Raw genomic sequence first — 22,868 nt, forward strand, 5'->3', positions numbered from 1 at the left:
CGATGCGGCTGACGCTGGCGAGCATTGCCGCCGCAGGCGAGGCCATCACCGGAAACGATGCGGAAGAAATGATTAGTTCGATTCGGGCGGCATTTGCCGCAGAGTCGGAGATCGAACACGTCTCGGTGCGGATCCGAACGGGCTTCATCGCTGTCGGAATATTCACCGTGGCTGCGGAAACCGCGCGAACGAACAGCTGCATCCGGGGCGTGCTGGAACGCCTGGGATTCGCCAACTACTCCATTCGCAATGTCCCCCTGCCCGAAGTGGTCCTCGAGGAGAACTCTCGGTGAAGAACCTGCGCGCCACTGTGGCGACCATCATTCTGACGGCCGGTGTCCTGGCCGGATGCGGAGCGCCGGACGACCTCGGCGAGGCGGCGCTGCCGGTCGCCGCGCCGGCCGGCCAGGCCGGCGCCCCGGTCGGCGGGGCCGCCCCGGTCCCGGACGCGGCCGGCGCTGGTCAAGCCGGCGTTGCTCAGGCCGGCGCTGGTCAGGCCGGCGCCCCGCAAGCCGGCGCTGGTCAGGCCGGTGTTGCTCCGGGCGGCGCTGGTCAGGCCGCAGCGGTCCCGCCCGGCACGGCCGGTGGCACCGGTGGCTCAGCGACCGACAAAAACGATAAATCCGATGGTGCCGCGCCGGCGAGCACCACGCCCGCCGCGACGACGAAGCCCAAGCCCGCCACCGAGGGGGCCGACCCGGCCACCGCGCCGTGCTCCGGCATCTCCCTCACCGCGCAGCTGCGCACCACGGCGCCGGCCAAGGGCAAGCGCACCGCGTACCTGAGCGTCGTCAACAAGTCCAGCCAGCCGTGCGCCCTCAACGGCCACCCCGACCTGCAGCTGCTCGACGGCGCCGACGACCCGGTCTCCACCGGGACCGAGCGCCTCGGCACGAAGAAGCCGCTGACCCTCACACCCGGCGCCGCCGCCTGGTCGACCCTCGTCTGGAGCACCGTGGCCGGTCCCGACGAGCCCACGACCGGTGACTGCCAGCGCGCGGCCACGATCCTCACCGTCTACGCGCCGCCGGACAACGTCGGCATCGAGATCCCGTACTCCGCCGGACCGGTCTGTCAGTTCGGCCAGATCAACGCAACGCCCTTCAGCGCCACGGCGCCGACCGCCTGACGCGAGCACACCCCTCTTATGACAAGGAGTTCCATGCGCACCAAACTCGGACTCGTCGCATCGATGGCCTTCGCCCTGACGGCGGGCACGGTCGTCGCCGGCGCCCAGCCCGCGGCAGCGGCCAGCGAGCTCGGCGGCACGATCAGCCGTGCCGAGGTGCTCGCCCGGGCCAAGTACTGGTACGACCGCGGCGACACCTGGTACAGCCAGAATCAGTCGGACGCGATCTCGGACGGGGACGGTCACTCGTACCGTCCGGACTGCTCCGGCTTCGTCTCCATGGCGTGGCACCTGAAGAAGAAGTCGGACGGGTGGGACTTCAACACCGGTGACTTCGCGGACACCAGCCTGAAGACGAACATCGCGCTGACGGCGCTGAAGCCGGGCGACGCCATCCTCAAGTCCGGCCACATCGAGCTGTTCGCGAAGTGGGAGAACACCGGCGACCCGACCGCCGGTGTCTGGAACTACGCCGAGCGCGACTACGGACGCAAGACCGAGTACAGCCGGCTGAGCTGGTCGTACGTGACCGAGAACTTCAGCGGCATCCGATACAAGAACATCGTCGACAGCGCCGCGGAGCGGGAGGACACGCGGGGTGATTTTGATGGTGATGGTAAGGCGGATCTGGCGTTGTATCGGACGACGAACGGGTTCTGGAATGTCAAGGGTTTGACGGCGACGACGCAGATTTTGGCGAGTCATCCGTATGGTGGTGATCCGAGTGATGTTCCGGTGTCGACTGATTTGAATGGTGATGGTGTCGCGGAGGTCGGTGTTTATCGTAAGGGTGTCGGTCAGTGGCATGTCTTCGATCAGAAGAACAAGAAGCAGTTGCTGGCGCAGTATTCGTACGGTGGTGACCCGAGTGACATCCCGGTGACCGGTGATTTCGACGGTGACGGGTACGGCGATTTCGGTGTGTACCGCAAGGGTAATGGTCAGTGGCACATCGCGAGTTACGCGAAGAACACGCAGATCCTGGCGAGTTTTGCTTACGGTGGTGACCCGAGTGACGAGCCGGTGGTGACTGATCTCAACGGTGATGGTGTTGATGAGATCGGTGTTTACCGTAAGGGTGCCGGTCAGTGGCACGTGTACGACCCGAAGAACAAGAAGCAGTTGCTGGCGCAGTATTCGTACGGTGGTGACCCGAGTGACATCCCGGTGACCGGTGATTTCGACGGTGACGGGTACGGCGATTTCGGTGTGTATCGCAAGGGTAATGGTCAGTGGCACATCGCGAGTTATGCCAAGGGGACGCAGATCCTGGCGAGTCACGCGTATGGCGGTGACCCGAGTGACATTCCGGCGCCGGCTGACTACGACGGTGACGGTGCGGCTGACATCGCGGTGTTCCGTAAGGGCAACGGTCAGTGGCACGTGAAGAGCGTGAAGACCGGTAAGCAGCTCGTCGGCAGCCACCAGTACGGCGGCGGCAACGACATCCCCGTCCTGGGCTGACCCCCGTTCCGGCGCCGCCGCGGCAGACCCCCGCCGTGGCGGCGCCACTTTTCCTCCTGGAGTCCGTCATGCGTCCTCTCGTCATATCGTCCGCTCTCGCCCTCGCCCTTCTCGCCGGCTCGGCCACGCCGGCGGCTGCCGCCGACACCCCCGGTGACGGCCAGGCCCACGCCGGGTACGGCGTCCCCTACGACCAGGCCGTCACCACGAACGCCGTGGCAGCCGCCGCCGCGCCGGGCGACTACAGCGTCCGCGGCATCGACATCTCCCACCACCAGGGCTCGATCGCCTGGTCCTCGGTCGGCGCGGCCGGCGAGAAGTTCTCCTACGCCAAGGCCACCGAGGGCACCCACTTCGTCGACTCCTCGTTCGCCGCGAACAACGCCGGCGCCAAGGGCGCGGGCCTGTACGCCGGCGCCTACCACTTCGCCCGCCCGGACCGGAACACCGGCGTCGCCGAGGCGAACTTCTTCATCGACAACGCGAAGTACACCAAGGACGGGCGCACGCTGCCGCCGATGCTGGACATCGAGTGGCCGTGGGAGGGCTCCGGCGCTCCGTCACCCTGTTACGGGCTGAGCACGGCCGAGATGGTGAACTGGATCCGCGCGTTCACGAATCAGGTGAAGGCCCGGACCGGCGTCAACCCGGTGATCTACACGAACCCGAACTGGTGGAACCCGTGCACCGGCAACACCACCGCGTTCGGGTCGTTGCCGCTGTTCCACTCCGCCTACTCCGACGCGCCCGGCGCGCTGCCGTCCGGCTGGAGCAAGTGGACGTTCTGGCAGTACACCAGCAAGGGCTCGGTCTCCGGCGTCAGTGGCAACGTGGACCGCGACGTGTTCAACGGCTCGCTCAGCGGGCTTGCCGCGCTCGCCGGCCAGGCCGCGGAGCGGGAGGACACGCGGGGTGATTTTGATGGTGATGGTAAGGCGGATCTGGCGTTGTATCGGACGACGAACGGGTTCTGGAATGTCAAGGGTTTGACGGCGACGACGCAGATTTTGGCGAGTCATCCGTATGGTGGTGATCCGAGTGATGTTCCGGTGTCGACTGATTTGAATGGTGATGGTGTCGCGGAGGTCGGTGTTTATCGTAAGGGTGTCGGTCAGTGGCATGTCTTCGATCAGAAGAACAAGAAGCAGTTGCTGGCGCAGTATTCGTACGGTGGTGACCCGAGTGACATCCCGGTGACCGGTGATTTCGACGGTGACGGGTACGGCGATTTCGGTGTGTACCGCAAGGGTAATGGTCAGTGGCACATCGCGAGTTACGCGAAGAACACGCAGATCCTGGCGAGTTTTGCTTACGGTGGTGACCCGAGTGACGAGCCGGTGGTGACTGATCTCAACGGTGATGGTGTTGATGAGATCGGTGTTTACCGTAAGGGTGCCGGTCAGTGGCACGTGTACGACCCGAAGAACAAGAAGCAGTTGCTGGCGCAGTATTCGTACGGTGGTGACCCGAGTGACATCCCGGTGACCGGTGATTTCGACGGTGACGGGTACGGCGATTTCGGTGTGTATCGCAAGGGTAATGGTCAGTGGCACATCGCGAGTTATGCCAAGGGGACGCAGATCCTGGCGAGTCACGCGTATGGCGGTGACCCGAGTGACATTCCGGCGCCGGCTGACTACGACGGTGATGGTGCGGCTGACATCGCGGTGTTCCGTAAGGGCAACGGTCAGTGGCACGTGAAGAGCGTGAAGACCGGTAAGCAGCTCGTCGGCAGCCACCAGTACGGCGGCGGCAACGACATCCCCGTCCTGGGCTGACTCAGTTCGGGGTGAAGAGCCCCTGCAGGCCGACGAGGACGGCGATCACGCCGAAGACGGCGAGCACCAGAGCCCGGCCGGACAGCACCCCAGGTCCGGCCGGGTTCTCGCCGCCCGCGGTCAGCGCCCGGCGGCCGGTGAGGCGGTCCCAGAGCAGGATCACGCCGACCGCGATGCCGACCACCTCGAAGTGGAACAGCTGCGGGCCGGAGACCAGGTGGACGATCAGGTAGTAACCGCCGGCGACGAGGGCGAGGACGCCGACCAGCCAGGCCCAGGGCGCGATCCGGTCAGTGAACCGGCCCAGCGGCTCGCCGATCTTCGGCAGGCCGCGGACCAGCGGCACCGCCAGGAGCAGGCCACCCAGGATGTTCGCGATGTCGAGCAGGAGAGCCATCACGGTTTGGGAGCGTACCCATGGCGGTGTCCCGGAAAACGATCAGTGGCGTTGCGCCCAGTCGAGAGCGTAGTCGGCGACCGCCTCCCAGCCCGGTTCCCCGCAGGTCCAGTGCGACCTGTCGGGGAACTCGTGGTACTCGGTGATCGTTCCGGGCGCCTTGTAGTGCTGGGCGTTCGACTTGTTCACCGCAGGCGGCATGATGTGGTCCCGGCCGCCGCCGATGAAGAGCAGCGGCGCCCGGTTCGCGTTGTGGAAGTCGACCCAGGTCTCCTGCTTGCCCGGCTTGAAGTTGGCGATCAGCCCGTAGGACCAGACCCAGCTGCCGGGCGCGGGGATGGCGTACCGCTCGTAGACCGCGAACGCCCGGTTTTCCGGGAGCGTGTTGGTGAACGCGTAGTGGAACTGCTCCGCGGTGAAACCGGCCGCCTCATGACGGGTGCCCGGGTGGCCCAGGATCGGGAAGAGTGACTTGAGCTGCGACGGCGGGGTGACCCGGATGCCCTCCGGCGGCGCCGAGTCGATCACCACGCCGGCCCGGCCGTGTCCCCGGTCGAGCAGCAGCTGGGTGAGCGTCCCGCCGAAGGAGTGCCCGATCAGGATCGGTTTCTCCGGCAGATCCGTGATCACCTTCTCCAGATGGGCGACGGTCTCCGGCACGGTCAGCGACGCGATCACCGACGGATCCGCCCGCAGCGCCTCCACCTCGACCTCGAAGCCGGGGTAGGCGGGCGCGACGACGGTGTGCCCCTTCGCCTCCAGGTACGGGATCCACTGCTCCCAGCTGCGCGGGGTCACCCAGAGGCCGTGGATCAGAACGATCGTGCTCATGCCGCCCCCTCCGCTGCGCTCCGGCGTCGGCCTGAGTTTTCTCCTGAGCTGACTGATTCGCTCGCAAGCTCGCTCATGCCACGTATCCGTTCAGGAAGGTGAGCAGGTCGTTGCCGAGCTGCTCCTTGTGGGTGTCGGTGATGCCGTGCGGCGCGTCCGGGTAGACGATCAGCTGGGAGTCCTTGACCAGCGCCGCCGACGCCTTGCCGCCGACCTCGAACGGCACGATCTGGTCGGCGTCGCCGTGGATCACGAGCGTGGGCACGTCGAACTTCGCGAGGTCGTCGCGGAAGTCGGTGGCCGAGAACGCGGCGATCGACTCGTACGCGTTGCGGTGCCCGGCGGCCATCGACTGAAGCCAGAACGCCCGCTGAATCCCCTCCGAGGCGGCCCCGTTGAAGAACGGCCCGGCGGCGAGATCGCGGTAGAGCTGCGACCGGTCGGCGAGCGAACCGGCGCGGATGCCGTCGAAGACCTCGATCGGCACGCCGCCCGGGTTGTCGTCGCGGAGCACCATCAGCGGCGGCACGGCCGAGACCAGCACGGCCTGCGCGACCCGGGCGGTGCCGTGCCGCCCGATGTACCGGGTGATTTCCCCGCCACCGGTGGAGAAACCGACGAGCGTCACCTCGCTGAGATCGAGAGCGTCGATCAGGGAGGCGAGATCATCGGCGTACGTGTCCATCTCGTTGCCGTGCCACGTCTGCGTCGACCTGCCGTGCCCGCGGCGGTCGTGCGCGATGACCCGGTACCCGTTGTCGGCGAGGAACAGCTGCTGCGCCTCCCAGCTGTCCGAGTTGAGCGGCCAGCCGTGGCTGAGCACGACCGGGCGGCCGGCGCCCCAGTCCTTGTAGAAGATCCGCGTGCCGTCGGACGTCGTCACGAAGCTCATCGGGCTGCCTTCCGGATCAAGTCGGCGGTGACGCGGGGCTGGGAGATCATCGCGACGTGCGAGGCCTTCACCTCGACGGTGTGCGCGCCGGCCCGGTGGGCCATGAACCGCTGCACGGCCGGCGGGATCAGCTTGTCCTCGCGGGCGACCAGGTAGAACGACGGGATCGTCTGCCAGGCCGGCTCGCCGGACGCGGTTTGCAGGGTGGAGGAGTGACCGGGCCGCTGGGTCGCCCACATGACATCGGTGGTGGAGCGCGGCAGGTCACCGGCGAAGATGGCCCGGAACACGTCCTTCTTGACGTAACCGTCGTAGCCGCCGTCCACCGGCCGGAAATCGATCGCGGTCGCCGGGTCCAGCAGGGTGCCGGGGAACCGCGCGGTCAGGTGGGCCACGTCGTCGCCGACGGCCGGCGCGAACGCGGCGATGTAGACGAGCGCCTTCACGTTCGGGTTGCCGAGCGCCGCGTTGGTGATCACGAAACCGCCGTAGGAGTGCCCCACCAGCACGATCGGCCCGCTGATCGTGGACAGGAAGCTCGCCAGGTACGCGGCGTCGCCGGTGACGCTGCGCAGCGGGTTCGCCGGGGCGAGGACGGTGTATCCGTCCGCGGTCAGTCGCTTGATCACGTCGGACCAGCCGGTGGCGTCCGCGAACGCGCCGTGCACCAGCACGATCGTCGGCTTCGGTCCCTTGCCGTGCGCGGCAGCGGGTGAACCGGAGGTGGCGACAGCGGCGCCGGCGGCGACCACCGCCGCGGTGCCCAGGACGGCTCGCCGGGAAACGGGAGAAGACATAAAGATCAAAAACCTTTCCCTGGTACGGCCGGAGTGGCCGCACTGGAAATGCAATCAACGCCGGGTGTCCGGGGCCATGCGAGACGACCTGCAGAACTTCGGTCAGCTCGCCGCGAGCCAGCGAACCATCCGTTCCCGGGTCGCGGCCCGGCTCCCGGCCGGCTCCTCGACCACGAGCCGCTCCCGGGCGAACAGCCTGATCAGGTCGTGGAATCGGTACCGGTCGGCGCCCTCGTGCTGGAGCAGCCCCAGCTCGACCAGCTCGTCGAGCCGGTCCGACGCGTCGTCCGGGTCGTATCCGGCCAGCACCCCGGCGAGGGGCGCGGTGAAGCCGGCCTCCGGGACGTGCGCGAGCCGCCGGAACAGCGCCCGGCCCTCCCGGGAGAGCTGCGCGTGCGACAGCGCGAACGCGGCCGCCACCCCGGTGTCGCCGGTGTGCAGGTTCGCGAGCCGCCGGTCGGCGTCGGCGAGCCGCGCCACCAGGGTGCCGACGGTCCAGGCCGGCCGGTTCGCCAGCCGGGTGCCGGCGATCCGCAGGGCCAGCGGGAGATGGCCGCAGAGCCGGGCCAGCGCGGCCACGTCGCCGGCCGCGGCCGGATCGGCGGCCTGCCCGGCGATGGCCCGCAGCAGCGCGGCGGACTCGGCCGGCGCAAACGGCGCGAGCGCGATCCGCAGCACGCCCTCCAGGCCGCCCAGCATCCGGCGGCTGGTCACCAGGACCAGTCCGGGCCCGGCACCGGGCAGCAGCGGGCGCAGCTGCGCCTCGTCCGCGACGTTGTCGAGCACCAGCAGGCAGCGCCGGTCCCGCAGGATCGCGCGCAGCTGGCTGCACCGCTCGCCGACGCCGGCGGCGATCCGGCGCGGGTTCACCGCGAGGGCCCGCAGCAGCAGACCGGCCACTTCGCCGGCGTCCGGCGGCTCCGGGTCGACGCCGCGCAGGTCCAGGTGGAGACAGCCGTCCGGGAAGCCGTCCCGCAGCAGCTCGGCGGAGCGGACCGCCAGCGCGGTCTTGCCGATGCCGGGCTCCCCGTGCACCAGCACGATCGGCACCGGGCCGGGCCGTCCGACGGCCGAGGCAACCCGCCGGACCAGGTCGAGTTCCGACGCCCGGCCGACGAAATCGGTCACCGCCCGGGGCGGCTCGCCCAGGCGCGGGCGGGCGCCGGCGGTGTGCATCCGCAGCGCGCGCGCATCGCCGGCGAGCCGCTCGTGCTCGGCGGCGGTCATGCCGAGAGCGACCGACAGCGCGGTGAGCGTCCGCGGCTGCGGCGCCCGGATGTGTCCCCGTTCCAGGTCGCTGATCGCCCGGACGCTGACGCCGGACGACTCCGACAGCTGTTCCATGGTCAGCCCGGCGGTCTGCCGAGCCTGACGGAGCCGCTTCCCCAAAGGCATACCTGAAACCTAGGAAAAGCGGTGCGACGCTCGCGTACGTAGAACTATGTATTCCGCAACGCCCGGGCCAGCTCGGCACGCGACCGGATGCCCAGTTTCGGGTAGATCCGGGAGAGATGGGTGCTCACCGTCCGCGGCGACAGGAACAGCCGCTCGCCGATCTCCTGGTTGCTCAGCCCCTCGGCGGCCAGCCGCGCGATCTGCGTCTCCTGCGGGGTCAGACCGGTGGTGGCGTCGGACGGCTTGCGCAACGACTCGCCGGAGGCGCGCAGCTCGGCCCGGGAACGGTCGGCCCACGCCGTCGCGCCCAGCGCGTCGAACGTCGCGGCAGCCGCCCGCAGGAACGGCCGGGAGTCAGCGGGCCGGCGACGGCGGCGCAACCAGGTCCCGTACGCGTGCTGCCGCCGTGCCTGCTCGAAGGCCCAGCCGGTCAGATCCTCGCCGACCGCCTTCTCCCACGCCTCGGCGCTGTCGGCGAGCACGGCGTGCGCGTACCCGAGCCCGGCCAGCAGCGCCGGATGCCCGGACTCCTCGGCGATCGGGACCAGCTCCTCGACGATCCGGCGCAGCCCGGTGGTGGCACCGCAACCGGCCGCCGCCTCGGCCAGATGCCCGACGAGGAACAGCCCGGTGCCGAGGTGGCAGGAGTCGTCCGCGGGGTCGAAGACCCGGCGCAGCTCGGCGAACGCCTCCGCCGGGCGGCCGGCCGCGAGCGCCGCGAGACCGCGGATCTGGCGGACGCCGGCCAGCAGCGGATTGCGGCCGAGCGGCAGCAGCACCGCCTCGGTGGCGGCCGCCCGCCTCTCCGCCTCGGCGAGGTCGCCGCTCAGCGCCGCGGCCGCCCCGGCGACGGTCCACGCGGTCGGCACCCAGTTGCGGTGGCCGCCCCGGACGGCGAACGCCTCGCCCTCGGGCAGCACCGGCAGGGCGGTGCGGACGTCACCGAGGTAGATCGCGTGCGACGCCTGGATGATCTGCGCTCGATAGAGGACGCCGAGGCGGCCCTGCGCGCGCAGCCCGACCACCGCCGCCGCGTTGAACTCGCTCGCCATCGGCAGGTCACCCGTCGTGCCGGCGCCCAGGCCGAGCTGATAGGTGGTGTACGGGTCGGTCCCGGCGGAGACCAGCAGTTCCCGGAGCCGGCGGCGGCAGTCCGCACCGCGGCTGATCGGCGCGATCAGCGCGAGCTGCGCCGGGAGCAGCGGGTCGTCCGACACCGTCATCGCCTGATCAACAGCGGCCACGAGTCGCGCCACGACGGCCGGGTCGGGCTCGGCGAAGTAGGTGCGCAGGGCGATCATGTCGAGCAGGTTCGCGGCCCGCCCGGTGTCGCCGGCCGCGACCTGCGCCTCGATCGCCGCGGCCAGGGTGGTCAGCCGGTCGCTGCCGGACCAGCGGTTGCCGTGCAGCATCTCCAGCAGGAACTCGTACGCCGCGCGGTCGGCCGGGGCCAGCTCGTGCGGCCGGATCTCCCCGAGCAGCCTGCTGTTCGCCACGTCGTCGCCCTGCTCGGACGCCATGTCCACGGCGGCGAGCAGCCGGCTGCCGCGGGCCGCGGGGTCCTCACTGAGGCGTGCCGCCTGCTCGAAAGCAGTCATCGCGATGCCGGCGACCTGCCGCCGACCGGCCTGGAACGCGGTTTCGGTCAGCTCCCGGGCCAGTTCCTCGTCGGGACCGTTCGCGGCGGCCGCCCGGTGCCAGAGGCCGCGTTCCGGATGGTTCGCGAGGATCTCGGCGAGCGCCGCGTGCACCCGCCGGCGCTGCATCAGCGTCACCGACTGGGAGAGCGCGGAGCGGAGCAGCGGGTGCCGGAACCGCACCCGCAGCCGGTCGTCCATCTGCACCAGACGGGTCGCGACGGCCGGGTCGATGTCCTCGTGGCGGACCGTGCGGGGCTCCACGAGACGGCAGGCGCGCACGATCTCGTCCAGGTCGTCGCCGTCGTCCAGCGCCATGACCAGCAACAGTGACCGGGTCACCGGCGGCAGCTCGGCGACCAGCCCGGAGAACGTGCGTTCCAGGCGCTCGCTCAGCGGCACCCGGTTCGGCAGCAGCACGGACGGGCCGGACCGGGCGGCCGCCTCGCCGAGCTCGACGACGCCGAGCGGGTTGCCCTGCGCCGCCTCCAGCACCTGATCGGCGACGGACGGCGCGAGGTCCGGCGCCACCCGGCGCAGCAGCTCCGCCGCGTCACTCGCGTCCAGCGGCTCCAGGCGTACCTCGGGGAGGCCCGCGCTCGCCAGCCGCCGGCTCACGTCCCGGCCGTCACGGGCGGTCAGGACCATCGCCGCGCGGTCGGCGCCGAGCCGCCGCGCGGCGAACGCGAGCGTCTCCCAGCTCGCCTCGTCCAGCCACTGCAGGTCCTCGACCGTGATCAGGACCGGGGTGTCGTGCGCGTTCACGACGTCGAGCAGGGCCGCCGCCGCGCGGAACGGCAGCGTGTCCGGCGAGCCGAGGATCGTCACGGCGGTCCCGGCCAGGTCCGGCACGGCACGCAGGAGGCGATGCAGACCCGCGTACGGGATGTGCACCTCGGCCTGCACCCCGGCCGTCCCGAGCACCCGCAGGCCACCGGCGCCGGCGAGATCGGCGGCATGGCTGAGCAGCGTCGACTTGCCGATCCCGGCCTCGCCGCGCAGCACCAGCGCGCCGCCGTCACCGGCCACGGCGCCGCCGAGCAGATCGGCGAGCGTGCTGATCTCCGATCGGCGGCCAAGAATCACCCGGTCATCCTAAAGAGATCAGGCTCGTCGGCCGAACCCCAGTTTCGTGCCGCGGGACACCGCGACGCCGGCCAGGCAGAGGACGCCGCCGGCCAGGGTGATCCAGCCGGGCACCTCGCCGAGCAGCAGCCAGGACAGCACGACCACGACGGCGGGCACCGCGTACGTCGTCGAGCCCATCTTGCCGGCGGTCGTGCGGGCCAGCGCGTACGCCCAGGTGGTGAATGCGATGGCGGTCGGGAAGACGCCCAGATAGATCACGTTGAGCGTGGCGCTCAGCGGCGCCGCGCGCACGTCCGCGACGAGCTGGCCGGCGAACGGCAGGCACGCGAGCGCGCCGATCACAGCGCCGAACGTGGTGGCCTGCAGCGCGGACGCGTGCCGCAGCGCGGGTTTCTGGGCGACGACGCCCGCCGCGTACGTGATCGCGGCGACCAGGCAGAGCAGCACACCGAGCACGGGGGAGTGCCCGCCGCCGGACATCGACAGTCCGACGACGACCGTGCCGGCGAACGAGACGGCGATCCCGGCGAGCAGCCGCGGCGGGAAGCCCTCGCCGAGGAACACGCCCGCGAGCAGCGCCATGATGGCCGGGCCGACGTTGACGACGAGCGCCGCGGTGCCCGCGTCGACGAGCTCCTCACCCCAGTTCAGCGCGACCATGTAGCAGCCGAACCAGAGCACGCCGGAGATCGCGATGCCCGGCCACGCGGCCCGCGGCGGCAGGCCCTGCCGCCGCAGCGCAAGAAAGATCAACAAGACGATCGCGCCGGTCAGCAGCCGGCCGAGCGCGAGCGAGCCCGGTGCGAAGTGCGGGGCCGCGGCGCGGATGCCGACGAAGGCGGACGCCCAGAGGACGACCGTGACGCTCGCCGCGGCGACCGCACTGCTCGGGACGCGGACGGACCGCTCGGACAGCAGACTCATGCCGGAAGCAAACACTGTCCGGCGGCCCGTCGGCTAGCGGAATTCAGACCTCGAGGTCGCCGTCCATCACCGGCTGCGGAACATCGCGCAGGTGACGGTTGTGCCGCGGCTCCTGCTTGCTCTTGGAGTCGTTGAGGCGGCGGCGCAGGTCGTCGCGGGCGTCCATGACGGCCGCGTGCAGGTCCTCCTCGGAGGACGTCGTGACGATCTCCTCCCGGCCGGCGATCCGGCAGATCAGCGAGACGTGTTGCCCACGTGCGCCGCGGTCCTTCACCGACAGCTCCAGGTCCGTGGCGTCCGCGTGGAATCCGGCGAGCCGGGCGTCCAGCGTGCTGAACAACTCGGCGATCCAATTCCGGTCACCCTGGGAGAATCCGGCACCCAGGCGCAGGCATTCCTCAACGGTGGCCGGGTTGGCGACGGCAGTCATCTGACCTCCTCGATCAGGCGAAACGGGACGTAGTCCTCGTACCCAAGAGATCGAGTTCCAATCCGCGCGCCTCGTCACATCGGGGGGATCACGCCGGCCGGTATCCCGGAGAGCCGAACGTGCCACGTTCGCGGGAAGGGGACGCCACGACATGAAGCTGTGAAAAACGGTGTCCCAGCGGCACCAGCGGCATCAGCGGGACCCGCGTCGCGCCAGCTGATCGGGGGCGTGAACCGGGGCGGTAACCTCGGGCGCCATGCGACCGTCCACCGTCCTCTCCGTTCTTGCCGAGCTGGCGCCCGCCGCTGCCGAGCGGACGCTGGACGTCACCCGGGGGTCGCAGGCGCTGGTCTGGCTCGACGCCGCGGAGAAGGCGCCCCGCAAGGCCGCCGTCGATCGGCTCGCGGCGCTCGACGCGCTGCACCGGGAGGAGCGGATCCTGCACCGCGGCTGGGGCTTCCTCGCCGGCACGCACCTGATCGACGGCCGAACCAGGAAGATCCGGGTTCCCCTGCTCAGCCAGCCGGTCCGGCTCGAGCGCGCTCTCGGCGGCTATCGGATCGCGCCGGCCGGCGACCTGGAGATCACCCCGCTGATCGAGGACCGGGACCTGGCCGCCGCCATGGAAGCCGCGCCGGGTCTCGCCGCGCCCGGCTGGCTGGACGCGATCGGTAGCCGGGCCTGGCTCCGCGCGGCGGCTGAGGCGACGGGTCTGCCGTTCGAGACGGTGACCGATGCGGGTCACCGGCTGCCGAAGGACCGGCTGGTGCTGGTGGCGGCGGCCGCGCTCTACGTGGCCCGAGACGTGTTCGGCGTCGGGCTCAGCGACAGTCTGCGCAGCTGGGCGGGCCGTGACCTGACCGGAACGGCGCTGGCCGCGATGTATGCCGACGGTGGCTCGGCGGACATCGGGCACGACGACGACCCTGTCCTGTCGCCACTCCCGCTCAGCGACGACCAGGGCCGCGTCGTCGCCCGGGCCCGTACCGCGCCGATCACCGTGGTCTCCGGTCCGCCCGGCAGCGGCAAGAGCCACACCGTCGTCGCGGCCGCGCTGGAAGTGGTGCACCGAGGTGGATCCGTGCTCGTCGCGACGCAGTCGCCGCATGCCGCTGAGGTTCTCGCCGGGCTGCTGAGCCGTTATCCGGGGCCGGCGCCGGTGCTGTTCGGCGACGCGGCCGGCCGTGCCGATCTCGAGGCGGAGCTGACGGCGGGCGCGGAACAGGGTGCGAGCGCCGAGCGGTTACGCGCCGGCCAGGCGCGGGTCGAGGCCGCGATTGCGGGGGTACGGTCCGAGCGCACCGCCCTCACCGAAGCTCTCCGGCAGGAACGCCGCGCCGCCGAGCTGACCGATTATGAACCTCTGCTCCCGGAGTTGGCCGCCGATGTGCCGGGCGCCTTCCGCGAGGACGTCGACCCGGTGATCGTCGCGGAGCTGCTCGCCACCGAGATCACCGGCGGATGGTGGTCGCGCCGGAGGGCCCGCGCCGCCCGCCGGCAAGCACTGCGGATGCTCGGGCTTCCTCGCGACGCCCTCGACGGGACGCAGCAGAACGACGGAACGCAGCAGGACGACGGGACGCGAGGAGACGTACCCGGGAACGGCCTTCGCAAAGGCGTACCACGGGAAAGGGTGACCGAAGCTCTTGCCGCAGCCGCCGCGCAGCGTGCCGCGGGCCGTCTCGCCGCTACCGGCGGCACCCGGCTGGAGTCGCACTGGGCCGCCCTGCACGCCGCCGAGGATGCGCTGCGGGAAGCGGTGGGTGACGCGATGCGGGACGCGGCCCGGAGCGTGAAACGGTGGGACCGGGACGCTCGGCGGGCCGCGGGTGCGCTGGCCGGAGCGTTGCGGGCCGGCCGGAACCGCCGCCGTGAGCTGCTCGCCCAGCTGGACGCCCGGCCGCTGGTCCGCGCGCTTCCGCTGTGGATCGGAACGGTCGCCGACGTCGAGGATCTGCTGCCGCCGGAGCCCGGGCTCTTCGACCTCGTGGTGATCGACGAGGCGTCGCACGTGGACCAGATCCGCGCCGCTCCGGTGCTGGCCCGGGCCCGCCGCGCGCTCGTGGTGGGTGATCCGCGGCAGTTGCGGTTCGTGTCGTTCGTCAGTGACGTGGACGTCGCCGAGGTGCTGTCCCGGCACGGCGCGGACGAGCGGCTCGACGTGCGGCGGGTGAGCACCTACGACCTGGCCGCCGGGGAGGCGCCGGTGACCTGGCTGTCCTCGCACTACCGCAGCGTGCCGCACCTGATCGGGTTCTCGGCGCACCGGTTCTACGGGGATCGGGTCGCGGTGATGACGCGCAATCCGGCCGCCGACGCCGACGACGCGATCGAGGTGGTCCGGGCCGACGACGAGATCGCGGCGGCGGTGCGTGCCGTGGGTGAGCTCGCCGACGCCGGGCACCGCGGGATCGGCGTGATCAGCCCCTTCCGCGCGCAGGCGGAGGCGCTCGAGTCGGCGCTGCTCACGGCGTTTCCGGCGGAGAAGATCGAGGATCTGAGGGTACGGGTGGGAACCGTCCACGCGTTCCAGGGCAGCGAAGCGGACGCGGTCGTGGTGTCGCTCGGCCTGGCCGACGCCGACGCGGTGGGCCGGCGGCGATTCGTCACGGATCCGCAGCTGTTCAACGTGATGATCACGCGGGCGCGCCGCAGGATGGTGGTGGTGAGCGCGCTGAGCGGGGCGGACGGTCTGCTGGGGGAGTACCTGGAGTGGGCAGCCGGGCCGCCTGAGCGCGCCGGGCTCGAAGGCGCGGTCGACCTGCGAGACCTCGCTGCGAGCCGCCAGGAATCGCCCTCCATCGCCGGTTGGGCGGGTTCGCTCGCCGCTGAGTTGCAGCGGATCGGTGTGCCGGTACGCGCCGGATACGCCGTCGGGCCGTGGCGCATCGATCTCGTCGCGGGTTCGCCGGAACGGTTCGCCGGCGTGATCTGCGGCGTCCATCCCGAGCACCTGGCCCGGCAGGCGGCGCTGCACCGGGCCGGCTGGCAGCTGATCGACGCGTTCCCGTCGCGGTGGGGCGGTGACCCGAAGCGGGCCGCCCTGGAGATCGCCGCGGCGGTGCGCCCGGCGCTTGAATCCGACACTCGCTGTGACGAATCGCTCACCGAGCGGGGTGACGAATCGACATCCCTCCACCTAGGGTGATGGGACATGAGCGATGACGTCGATGTGCGGGCATGGCTGCAGGAGCGCGGAACGGACACTGTCCGGCACCCGGGAGGGACGCTCTACCAGCACCTTTGCCGAGTCTCCGAGCACCTGTCCGAAGTCGGTCACCGGCCCGAGGTGCAGGCGGCCGGCCTGACCCACGCGGCGTACGGCACCGACGGTTTCGATCTGGCCCTGCTCTTCTGGCAACAGCGCGACGAGTTGCGGGGGCTCGTCGGGGATGAGGCCGAGGAGCTGGTCTATCTGTACGGTTCGTGCGACCGCGACCGCACCTGGCTGACGCTGCCGCGGGCCGGTGAGGTGACCGATCGGTTCACCGGGACGGTGCGGACGCTGGAGGCCGACCGGCTCACCGAGTTCGTCGACCTGAGTCTGGTGAACGAACTGGACGTGCTGCACCAGAATCCCGGCATCCTGGAGCGCAACCGGGCGTATTTCACTGCCCTGTTCACGGCGTGGGAGCCGGTGGTCTCGGAGCCGCTGGTCAAGGAGATCCACAACGTCCTCGGCCGGGTCTGAGGCGGCCGGGGGCTATCTCGGCGGGCGGTGAGCGCCGTTTCCGCGTGAGTTGGACGCCCACGGTGAGTCCGCCACCCTCCCGGGCCGTAGCTCAGGCATGTGATCAAGCCCGGGTAGCCGCGCTGGGCTACGGCTCGAGGGCGGTGGGACTGCTCAGGAAGTGGGCTGATTGAGGCGTTTGTAGACCGGGGCCAACTGCTTGTGCAGGCACTTGTAGATCTCGAAGATCTCGTCGTAACGACCACGATCCGACCCCGGCTGAAAAACCTCATTATTTGCTGACAAACCCGAAATGTCGGAAAACTTGATCATCCCAGCCCCGACCGCCCCGATCCATCCTGCGCCCCGCGCGTTCACCACCACCGGCCGCGGATCCCGCCGGATCTCCATGCCCAGCACATCAGCGAAGATCTGACACCACGACGACGACCGAGCCGCCCCACCCGTGATCACCAGCGAACTCATCGGTGCCCCGAGGAACCGGTTCACCGCCCCCGTCATCCACCGCGTATTGAGCGCCACCCCCTCGAACACCGCCCGCAGCAGATCCGATCGGGTGGTCTCCAGCGAGATGTTGAGGAATCCGGCCCGCAGATGCGGATCGTCGACAGGTGCCCGCTCCCCATAGAGCCACGGCATGTAGAGCACCCCGCCGGCCCCGGCCGGAACCGACGGAATTATCTTGTCGAACGCGTCGAAAATCGTCCCCTCGTCACGGCTCACGTGACCCGCGCTGACGATCGGGTCGTCGAACTCGACGATTTTGTCCCGCAGCCAGGTGAGGTTCGCGCCGGCGGTGGCCTGCAGCGCCGTCATCAGATAGCGGTCCGGAATCGCGCACGGAATGGACGCGATTCCGGCGGCCACATCGGTCTTCTTGCGTTTCACGTGGGCCGCGATCCAGGATGACGTGCCCAGGTAGAGATGCGGCTCGTCGTCGCGGACCGTTCCGGCGCCCACGGCTGCCGCGGTGTTGTCGATGGCGCCCGCGACGACCTGCACCGACAACGGTAACCCGAGGTGATCGGCGGCGCCGGGGGCGAGCGTCCCGATCACCTCGGTGCATTTCACGATCGGCGGGAACTTGTCCCGGTCGATCCCGCTGGCGGCGACGAGTGACGGCGCGTACCGGATGTCGCCGGCTTTGCGGTTGTCGGTGACCCACGAGGTGAGAATCGAATCGACGGTCGCCACCGTGCGCCCGGTGAGCTTGAGGTTTATCCAGTCGAGGACGTTCAGGAAAGACGCGGTCCTCGCATAGATCGCCGGCATTTCGTCGCGAATGAACAGCATGTGCGCCGCGGGATCCTTGCCGGTCACCGACGGCATGCCGCCGGTCAGCCGCAACCAGCGCAGAAGCGAGAAGACCGACATTCCCTGGTACGACGGGAAACCGCCGAACTGACGCCGCAGATGCGCCGCCCCGCGCATGTCCAGCCAGGTCACACACGGGGTCAGCGGCCGGCCGGCGGCGTCGACCGCGATCGTTCCCTCGCCCTGCGTGGACGAGCAGATGGTGGTGACCGCGCGCAGGTGCTCCGGGTGGTCCCGGCCCAGGTCGGCGACCACCTCGGCGAGCGCGTCCCACCAGGCGACGGGGTCCTGTTCGGCGCCGCCGCCGGGCAGCACCCGCAGCGGCACCGGGCGTTCGGCCCAGCCGGTGACCGTCCCGTCGGCGGCGACCAGGGCGGCCTTCATCCCCGAGGTTCCGAGGTCGATCGCGAGGACCTGCGGCGGTACGGCCACTTACACCCCCTCGACCAGAGCGAAGACCTGGTCGAAACGCGCCAGGGCGTCGTCGATGACCTCGTCGGTGTCGGCCATCGAGGTGTACATCCGGGACCCGGCGAGCGTGATGATGCCGTGCGCGGCGTACGCGGCGCCCATCTGCTCCATCAGCGTCTTGCGGCCCTTGTTCTCCTTGAGCAGCTTCACCGGGTTGCGCATGTCGAGCAGCATCACGCCGCTGCACTCCAGATGCACGATCGAACCCTGGTTGTACGCGACGTACGGCAGCCCGTACTTGTCGATGAGCCGCTGCAGCCCGCGGGTGAGCCGGTCACCGGCCCGCCCGGCGATCACCGGGGCGTTGGTGCGGGCCATCTCCTGGATCGCGAAGTACCCGGCCGCGCAGGAGAGCGGGTTCGCCGACAGCGTGCCGCCGACCTGGATGTGCGCGCCGCTCTTGCCGTCCAGCCCGGAGCCGAAGACGCTCATCACGTCGGCCCGGCCGCCGACCCCGCCGGCCATCGGGTACCCGCCGGAGACCGCCTTACCAAAAACGGTCAGGTCCGGGGTGACCCCGAAGTATCCGGCGGCCCCGCCGAGACCGGTCCGGAACCCGGTGACGACCTCGTCGAAGATCAGCATCGCCCCGAACTCGTCGCAGAGTTTCCGGACCGCCGCGTTGTACTCGTAGGGCACCGGCCGCGTGCCGGACTCCGGCCCGAGCGGTTCGACGATCACGGCGGCGGTGCCGCCGCGTACCCGGTTCTCGATCAGCTTGCGCTTGAGCGTTCCCAGATCATGGGGAAAGGCCTCCCGGGTACGCTCGGTCGCGCCCCACGGGATGCCCTTGGCGTTCATCCGGAAGCTGCCGGGCACCCGCAGCCCGTAGACCACGGTGTCCGACCAGCCGTGGTAGGCCCCGCCGACCTTGATGACCATCTTCTTGCCGGTGTGCGCACGGGCCGCCCGCACCGCGGCCATCACCGCTTCGGTGCCGGATCCCAGCGAGCGGTACATCTCGATGTGTGGCATGTACCTGTTGATGATCTCGGCGAGCTTCAACTCGTACTCGTGGAAGAGGCCGGTCACCGGACCGCTCTGGCTGACCACCGCGGCGACCTGCTCGTTGACCGGGCCGTAGTTGCTGCCCAGGATCGTCGGGCCGCCGGCCTGCAGGAAGTCGATGTAGACGTTGCCGTCCCGGTCGACCAGGTGGGCGCCCTCGGCCTTGTCGATCGCGAGCGGGAACGGGTAGTTGAACGCCAGGTTGTGCTGCACGCCGCCGGGGATGCGCTTCTTGGCCCGCTCGGTGATCTCCTTACTGGCCGTGCACTTGGTCTCGAAGTAGTTCAGCGTGTCGAGCAGCGCGTCGTGCCGCAGCCCGCGCAGCGGCTGGGCGACGAGCGCCTTGAGCCGGCGCATGGTGTCGTCGACGTCGAGGTACTCGCTGATCGAGTATCCAAGGTCCTCGGGTTTCTGCGGGACCTCGGCGATCTCGGAAACGCTGGGGAGAACCTCGTCGGAAGGCACCCGGACCGGCTCCACCGCGTCCACGATCTGCGCCGCGATCCGCTTCTCGTCCTTCTTCAGCTTCCCGAAGGCGATCTCCCGGATCGTCGCCGGGATCGTGTAGACCTTCCCGGCCTCCGACGTCAGCGCCATCAGATAGGCGATCGACACCTTCTCCAGCAGCGCCATGTTGAACACCGCACGGTCCGGGTCGGTGCCGAGCGCCACCACGCCGTGGTTCGCGATGATGAACGCGTTGTCGCCGCTCACCACCTTCTTCTGTACGTTCTTCGCGAGGAATCCGGTGCCCGACGGCGCGTAGTCGATGATCGCCACCTCGCGGCCGAGGAAGCGCACCTGCTCGTCGGTGAGCGCCGGGATCGGCTTGCGCAGGAACGCGAGCGCCGACGCGTACGGCTGATGGGTGTGGACGATCGCGTTCACATCCGGGCGTGAGCGGTAGATGTTGGCGTGCATCCCGCACTCGATCGACGGCACCAGACCACCCGCGCCACCGGCGTCCGGCACGTGTTTGCCGTTGAAGTCGACGATGCAGATGTCCTCGTCGCGCATCTTGTCGTAGTCATAGTTGCTCGGCGTGACCGCGTAGAGCTCGTGACCCGGGATGCGGACCGAGACGTTGCCCTCGGTCGCCTTGAGGTAACCGCGTTCGAGCATCGTCCGGCACATGTCGACCACGTGGCGGCGGGACAGCTGGTGTTTCACGGGCGGCGTCCGATCCTGATGGGGTGTGACCAGCACCATGGTGCTCGCGACGACAGCACAGTTCACCGTCCCCGAACCAGCAAGATGGGACCGTTCCTTTGTCACGAGGTGACAAAATCCACGGATGGAAACGCCTTGGCAACGTCTTCCGGCCGATCTGCCGCCCGCGATGCGTTCCCGGCTGCCCGCGACGGTGGAGGCGATCGCCGCGGGGGCGGCCACCGCGTTCACCGGTGAGGGCGGCGCGAAGTTCGAGCGGGATGTGCGTACCGCGGTGCAGGTGGCGCTGGACCGGTTCCTCGACCTGGCCGGCACCGCCGAGCCGGCGCTGTCGCCGCGGATCCGCGAGGTGTTCGTGGCGCTCGGCGCCGCCGAGGCGCGGGAGAACCGCGGGCCCGAGGTGCTGCTCGGCGCGCTGCGCACCGCCGCCCGGCTGATGCTGCGCACCGCGTCCGAGTCCCTCGCCGCGCTGCGCCCGGTCACCGTCGAGGAGCTGATCGACCTGGCCGACGCGTCCAGCGCGTACGTCGACGAGCTCGCCGCGGCCTGCACCGACGGCCTGGCCCGGCAGCTGCGCGAGCAGGCCGGTGAAGGTGACCGGCGCCGCCGCCAGGTGGCCGATCTGCTGCTGCGCGGCGGCGCGTCACCCGACCTGGTCCGCGAGACGGCCGCCGGGATCGGCTGGCCCAGCCTGGACCTGGTGGTGCCCGTCCTGCTGCCACTTGATCAGGCGCGCGACGCCCGGTTTCGGTTCGGCGCCGAGGGCGTGGTCGCCGAGCGCGGCCGGGACGCGGTGCTGCTGCTGCGCGCCGGTCCGCGTGCCGAGCGGGCCGCGCTCACCGAGGCGCTGCGCGGGCGGGAGGCTGTGGTCGGCCCGGCGCTGGGCTGGGCCGAGACACCGGAGGCGGTGCGACTCGCCGAGCGTACTGCCGAACTGATGAAGCCCGGCGGTGAGCCGATCTTCGCCGAGGACCACTTCGCGGCGCTGGCGCTGCGCGGCGAGACCGGCGCTCTCGCGGTGCTCTCGGCGCGCCGCCTCGCGCCGCTGGCCGGTCTGCGGGCCGGGCAGCGCGAGCAGCTTCTGGTCACTCTGGAGAGTTGGTTGCGCCATTGGGGATCCCGTACGGCCGTGGCCGCCGAGTTGTTCGTCCATCCGCAGACCGTCAGTTACCGGCTGAACCGGCTGCGCGACCTGCTCGGGGACGACCTCGAGGACCCGGCCGCAAGGTTCGAACTGCTCCTGGTCCTCGCCTATCGGGCCCGTCCGGCCACGATCTGACAGAAGCACGCGGGAGTATTCGCCTAGAATCTACAAAATGGACAATTCCGTTCTTGTCGTCGGCGGTGGCATCGCCGGGCTGGCCCTGGCCCGTGCGCTGCGCGAGCGCGACGTTCCCGTGGAGATCGCCGAACGCGGCGGCTCCGAGACCGGTGGGCTCGCCATCAACCTGCCGGGCAACGCGATCACCGCACTGACCGCCCTCGGCGTCGGCGAAGGGCTGCAGAAACTGGGCCGGCCGACGCGGCGGCGGGAGTACCGGTCGGCCCGCGACCGGGTGCTCTTCGCCGTCGACGAAGACGACTTCTGGGGGCCCGAGGCGCGGCCCCGATGCGTACGAAGGAAGGATCTTCTGGCCCTGCTCGCGGACGGCCTGGACGTTCCGCGGCACGCGCCCGGCGCGGTCGAGAGCGTTCGCCAGGCGCCGGGCGGCGCCGAGGCCGTCTTCGCCGACGACACCAGCCAGCGGTACGGCTTCATCGCCGGTGCTGACGGCGTCCGGTCGGTGGTCCGCACCAGTCTGTTCGGCGCCGCGAGCACCCGGCAGTCCCTGCTCAGCGCCGCCAGCTGGCGGTTCATGGCGCCCAACCCGGGCGTCGACTGCTGGACCGTCTGGTCCGGCGACGGTGGCGCGTTCCTGCTGCTCCCGGTCGACGAGCACGAGGTGTACGGCTACGCGTCGGGCGTCCGTGGCGGCCCGATCGGCGCCGAGCCGTCCTGGCTGCACGAGACGTTCGGCGACTTCCCCGACCCGGTCCGCGCGGTGCTCGCCAGCATCGAGAAGGACCCCGCCACGCTCTACCACTCGCCGATCGAGGAGGTGCGCGCCGCGTCCTGGGCCTCCGGCCGGTGCGCGCTGATCGGGGACGCCGCGCACGCCACCGCGCCGGTCTGGGCGCAGGGCGCGGCGCTCGCCGTCGAGGACGCGCTTGTCCTGTCCGGCCTGCTGGCCGGCGGCGAGTGGGACACGGTGGGGGCGCGGTACGAGGCGAAGCGCCGTGACCGGGTCACCCACGTGCAGACCGCCACCGACCGTTTCTCCCGTGCCGCCGGGCTGCCCACCTGGCTGCGCAACCCGCTGATGCCGATCGTCGGCCCGCGCGTCTACAGGGAGACGTACGGCTCGCTGCGGACCCTTGACCTCAAGTGATGTTGAGGGCGGATGCTGTCCG

18 protein-coding genes are annotated in these 22,868 nt (G+C 70.4%); 8 read left to right on the top strand and 10 right to left on the bottom strand.

All coding sequences use genetic code 11. The annotated features are described in order from the left end of the window. Positions 1-2: 2 nt before the first annotated feature. From AMIS_RS42540 to AMIS_RS40405, 4 genes are all read left to right on the top strand, one after another. Positions 3-293, top strand: a complete 291-nt coding sequence (locus tag AMIS_RS42540; protein WP_014442344.1) for a hypothetical protein — start codon at positions 3-5, stop codon at positions 291-293. Further along, on the top strand, positions 290-1,129 hold the full coding sequence (locus AMIS_RS11030; RefSeq protein WP_014442345.1) for a DUF4232 domain-containing protein: 840 nt from the start codon (positions 290-292) through the stop codon (positions 1,127-1,129). The genes AMIS_RS42540 and AMIS_RS11030 overlap by 4 nt, the downstream gene beginning before the upstream one ends. 33 nt (positions 1,130-1,162) lie before the next feature. Beyond that, positions 1,163-2,593, top strand: a complete 1,431-nt coding sequence (locus tag AMIS_RS11035; RefSeq protein WP_041829689.1) for a hypothetical protein — start codon at positions 1,163-1,165, stop codon at positions 2,591-2,593. Between the two features lie 68 nt (positions 2,594-2,661). Further along, positions 2,662-4,371: a GH25 family lysozyme gene (locus tag AMIS_RS40405; RefSeq protein ID WP_083888797.1), complete on the top strand. Its 1,710-nt coding sequence runs from the start codon at positions 2,662-2,664 to the stop codon at positions 4,369-4,371. A gap of 1 nt (position 4,372) precedes the next feature. Here AMIS_RS40405 and AMIS_RS11045 read toward each other — a convergent pair whose 3' ends face one another. The 8 genes from AMIS_RS11045 to AMIS_RS11080 form a co-directional block, all read right to left on the bottom strand. Then, positions 4,373-4,768, bottom strand: coding sequence for a hypothetical protein (locus AMIS_RS11045; protein WP_014442348.1), 396 nt, complete (start codon positions 4,766-4,768; stop codon positions 4,373-4,375). Positions 4,769-4,810: 42 nt separating this feature from the next. Then, a complete protein-coding gene (locus AMIS_RS11050; RefSeq protein ID WP_014442349.1) occupies positions 4,811-5,599 on the bottom strand; it encodes an alpha/beta hydrolase in 789 nt (262 codons plus the stop codon). 73 nt (positions 5,600-5,672) lie between these two features. Next, entirely contained in the window at positions 5,673-6,491 is an 819-nt protein-coding gene (locus AMIS_RS11055; protein ID WP_014442350.1) for an alpha/beta fold hydrolase, read from the bottom strand. Continuing rightward, positions 6,488-7,288: an alpha/beta fold hydrolase gene (locus tag AMIS_RS11060; RefSeq protein ID WP_014442351.1), complete on the bottom strand. Its 801-nt coding sequence runs from the start codon at positions 7,286-7,288 to the stop codon at positions 6,488-6,490. The genes AMIS_RS11055 and AMIS_RS11060 overlap by 4 nt, the downstream gene beginning before the upstream one ends. 102 nt (positions 7,289-7,390) lie before the next feature. Further along, a complete protein-coding gene (locus tag AMIS_RS11065) occupies positions 7,391-8,683 on the bottom strand; it encodes a helix-turn-helix domain-containing protein (protein WP_083888608.1) in 1,293 nt (430 codons plus the stop codon). 44 nt (positions 8,684-8,727) lie between these two features. After that, a complete protein-coding gene (locus AMIS_RS11070) occupies positions 8,728-11,406 on the bottom strand; it encodes an AAA family ATPase (RefSeq protein WP_014442353.1) in 2,679 nt (892 codons plus the stop codon). An 18-nt stretch (positions 11,407-11,424) separates the two neighbouring features. After that, positions 11,425-12,333 carry a DMT family transporter gene (locus tag AMIS_RS11075; protein ID WP_014442354.1) on the bottom strand — a complete coding sequence of 303 codons (909 nt, stop codon included), beginning with the start codon at positions 12,331-12,333 and terminating at the stop codon, positions 11,425-11,427. Between the two features lie 43 nt (positions 12,334-12,376). After that, complete coding sequence (locus AMIS_RS11080) at positions 12,377-12,763, bottom strand: HPF/RaiA family ribosome-associated protein (RefSeq protein WP_014442355.1); 387 nt, start codon at positions 12,761-12,763, stop codon at positions 12,377-12,379. 256 nt (positions 12,764-13,019) lie between these two features. Between AMIS_RS11080 and AMIS_RS11085 the strand changes: the two genes are divergently transcribed. Together AMIS_RS11085 and AMIS_RS11090 are read left to right on the top strand one after the other, a co-directional pair. Next, entirely contained in the window at positions 13,020-15,911 is a 2,892-nt protein-coding gene (locus AMIS_RS11085) for an AAA domain-containing protein (protein ID WP_014442356.1), read from the top strand. Positions 15,912-15,917: 6 nt separating this feature from the next. Continuing rightward, positions 15,918-16,454 carry a DUF6817 domain-containing protein gene (locus AMIS_RS11090; protein ID WP_014442357.1) on the top strand — a complete coding sequence of 179 codons (537 nt, stop codon included), beginning with the start codon at positions 15,918-15,920 and terminating at the stop codon, positions 16,452-16,454. Positions 16,455-16,607: 153 nt separating this feature from the next. On the opposite strand, the gene AMIS_RS11095 is transcribed toward AMIS_RS11090, so the two are convergent. Continuing rightward, entirely contained in the window at positions 16,608-18,200 is a 1,593-nt protein-coding gene (locus tag AMIS_RS11095; RefSeq protein ID WP_014442358.1) for a xylulokinase, read from the bottom strand. Beyond that, complete coding sequence (locus AMIS_RS11100; protein WP_231859274.1) at positions 18,201-20,522, bottom strand: aminotransferase class III-fold pyridoxal phosphate-dependent enzyme; 2,322 nt, start codon at positions 20,520-20,522, stop codon at positions 18,201-18,203. A 19-nt stretch (positions 20,523-20,541) separates the two neighbouring features. On the opposite strand from AMIS_RS11100, the gene AMIS_RS11105 reads away from it, so the two are divergent. Continuing rightward, on the top strand, positions 20,542-21,696 hold the full coding sequence (locus AMIS_RS11105) for a PucR family transcriptional regulator (protein ID WP_014442360.1): 1,155 nt from the start codon (positions 20,542-20,544) through the stop codon (positions 21,694-21,696). Positions 21,697-21,733: 37 nt separating this feature from the next. Beyond that, complete coding sequence (locus AMIS_RS11110; protein WP_014442361.1) at positions 21,734-22,846, top strand: FAD-dependent monooxygenase; 1,113 nt, start codon at positions 21,734-21,736, stop codon at positions 22,844-22,846. The last annotated feature ends 22 nt before the right edge of the window (positions 22,847-22,868 follow it).

The organism is Actinoplanes missouriensis 431, from assembly GCF_000284295.1.
In the GTDB taxonomy this organism is placed as follows: domain Bacteria; phylum Actinomycetota; class Actinomycetes; order Mycobacteriales; family Micromonosporaceae; genus Actinoplanes; species Actinoplanes missouriensis.

Bases quoted from the DNA above. Each gene is read 5' to 3' on its own strand.
- AMIS_RS11060 (WP_014442351.1), bottom strand. From the start codon at position 7,288: ATGTCTTCTCCCGTTTCCCGGCGAGCCGTCCTGGGCACCGCGGCGGTG.
- AMIS_RS11045 (WP_014442348.1), bottom strand. From the start codon at position 4,768: ATGGCTCTCCTGCTCGACATCGCGAACATCCTGGGTGGCCTGCTCCTG.
- AMIS_RS11090 (WP_014442357.1), top strand. From the start codon at position 15,918: ATGAGCGATGACGTCGATGTGCGGGCATGGCTGCAGGAGCGCGGAACG.
- AMIS_RS11105 (WP_014442360.1), top strand. From the start codon at position 20,542: ATGGAAACGCCTTGGCAACGTCTTCCGGCCGATCTGCCGCCCGCGATG.
- AMIS_RS11080 (WP_014442355.1), bottom strand. From the start codon at position 12,763: ATGACTGCCGTCGCCAACCCGGCCACCGTTGAGGAATGCCTGCGCCTG.
- AMIS_RS42540 (WP_014442344.1), top strand. From the start codon at position 3: ATGCGGCTGACGCTGGCGAGCATTGCCGCCGCAGGCGAGGCCATCACC.
- AMIS_RS11110 (WP_014442361.1), top strand. From the start codon at position 21,734: ATGGACAATTCCGTTCTTGTCGTCGGCGGTGGCATCGCCGGGCTGGCC.
- AMIS_RS11035 (WP_041829689.1), top strand. From the start codon at position 1,163: ATGCGCACCAAACTCGGACTCGTCGCATCGATGGCCTTCGCCCTGACG.
- AMIS_RS40405 (WP_083888797.1), top strand. From the start codon at position 2,662: ATGCGTCCTCTCGTCATATCGTCCGCTCTCGCCCTCGCCCTTCTCGCC.
- AMIS_RS11075 (WP_014442354.1), bottom strand. From the start codon at position 12,333: ATGAGTCTGCTGTCCGAGCGGTCCGTCCGCGTCCCGAGCAGTGCGGTC.
- AMIS_RS11065 (WP_083888608.1), bottom strand. From the start codon at position 8,683: ATGCCTTTGGGGAAGCGGCTCCGTCAGGCTCGGCAGACCGCCGGGCTG.
- AMIS_RS11085 (WP_014442356.1), top strand. From the start codon at position 13,020: ATGCGACCGTCCACCGTCCTCTCCGTTCTTGCCGAGCTGGCGCCCGCC.
- AMIS_RS11055 (WP_014442350.1), bottom strand. From the start codon at position 6,491: ATGAGCTTCGTGACGACGTCCGACGGCACGCGGATCTTCTACAAGGAC.
- AMIS_RS11050 (WP_014442349.1), bottom strand. From the start codon at position 5,599: ATGAGCACGATCGTTCTGATCCACGGCCTCTGGGTGACCCCGCGCAGC.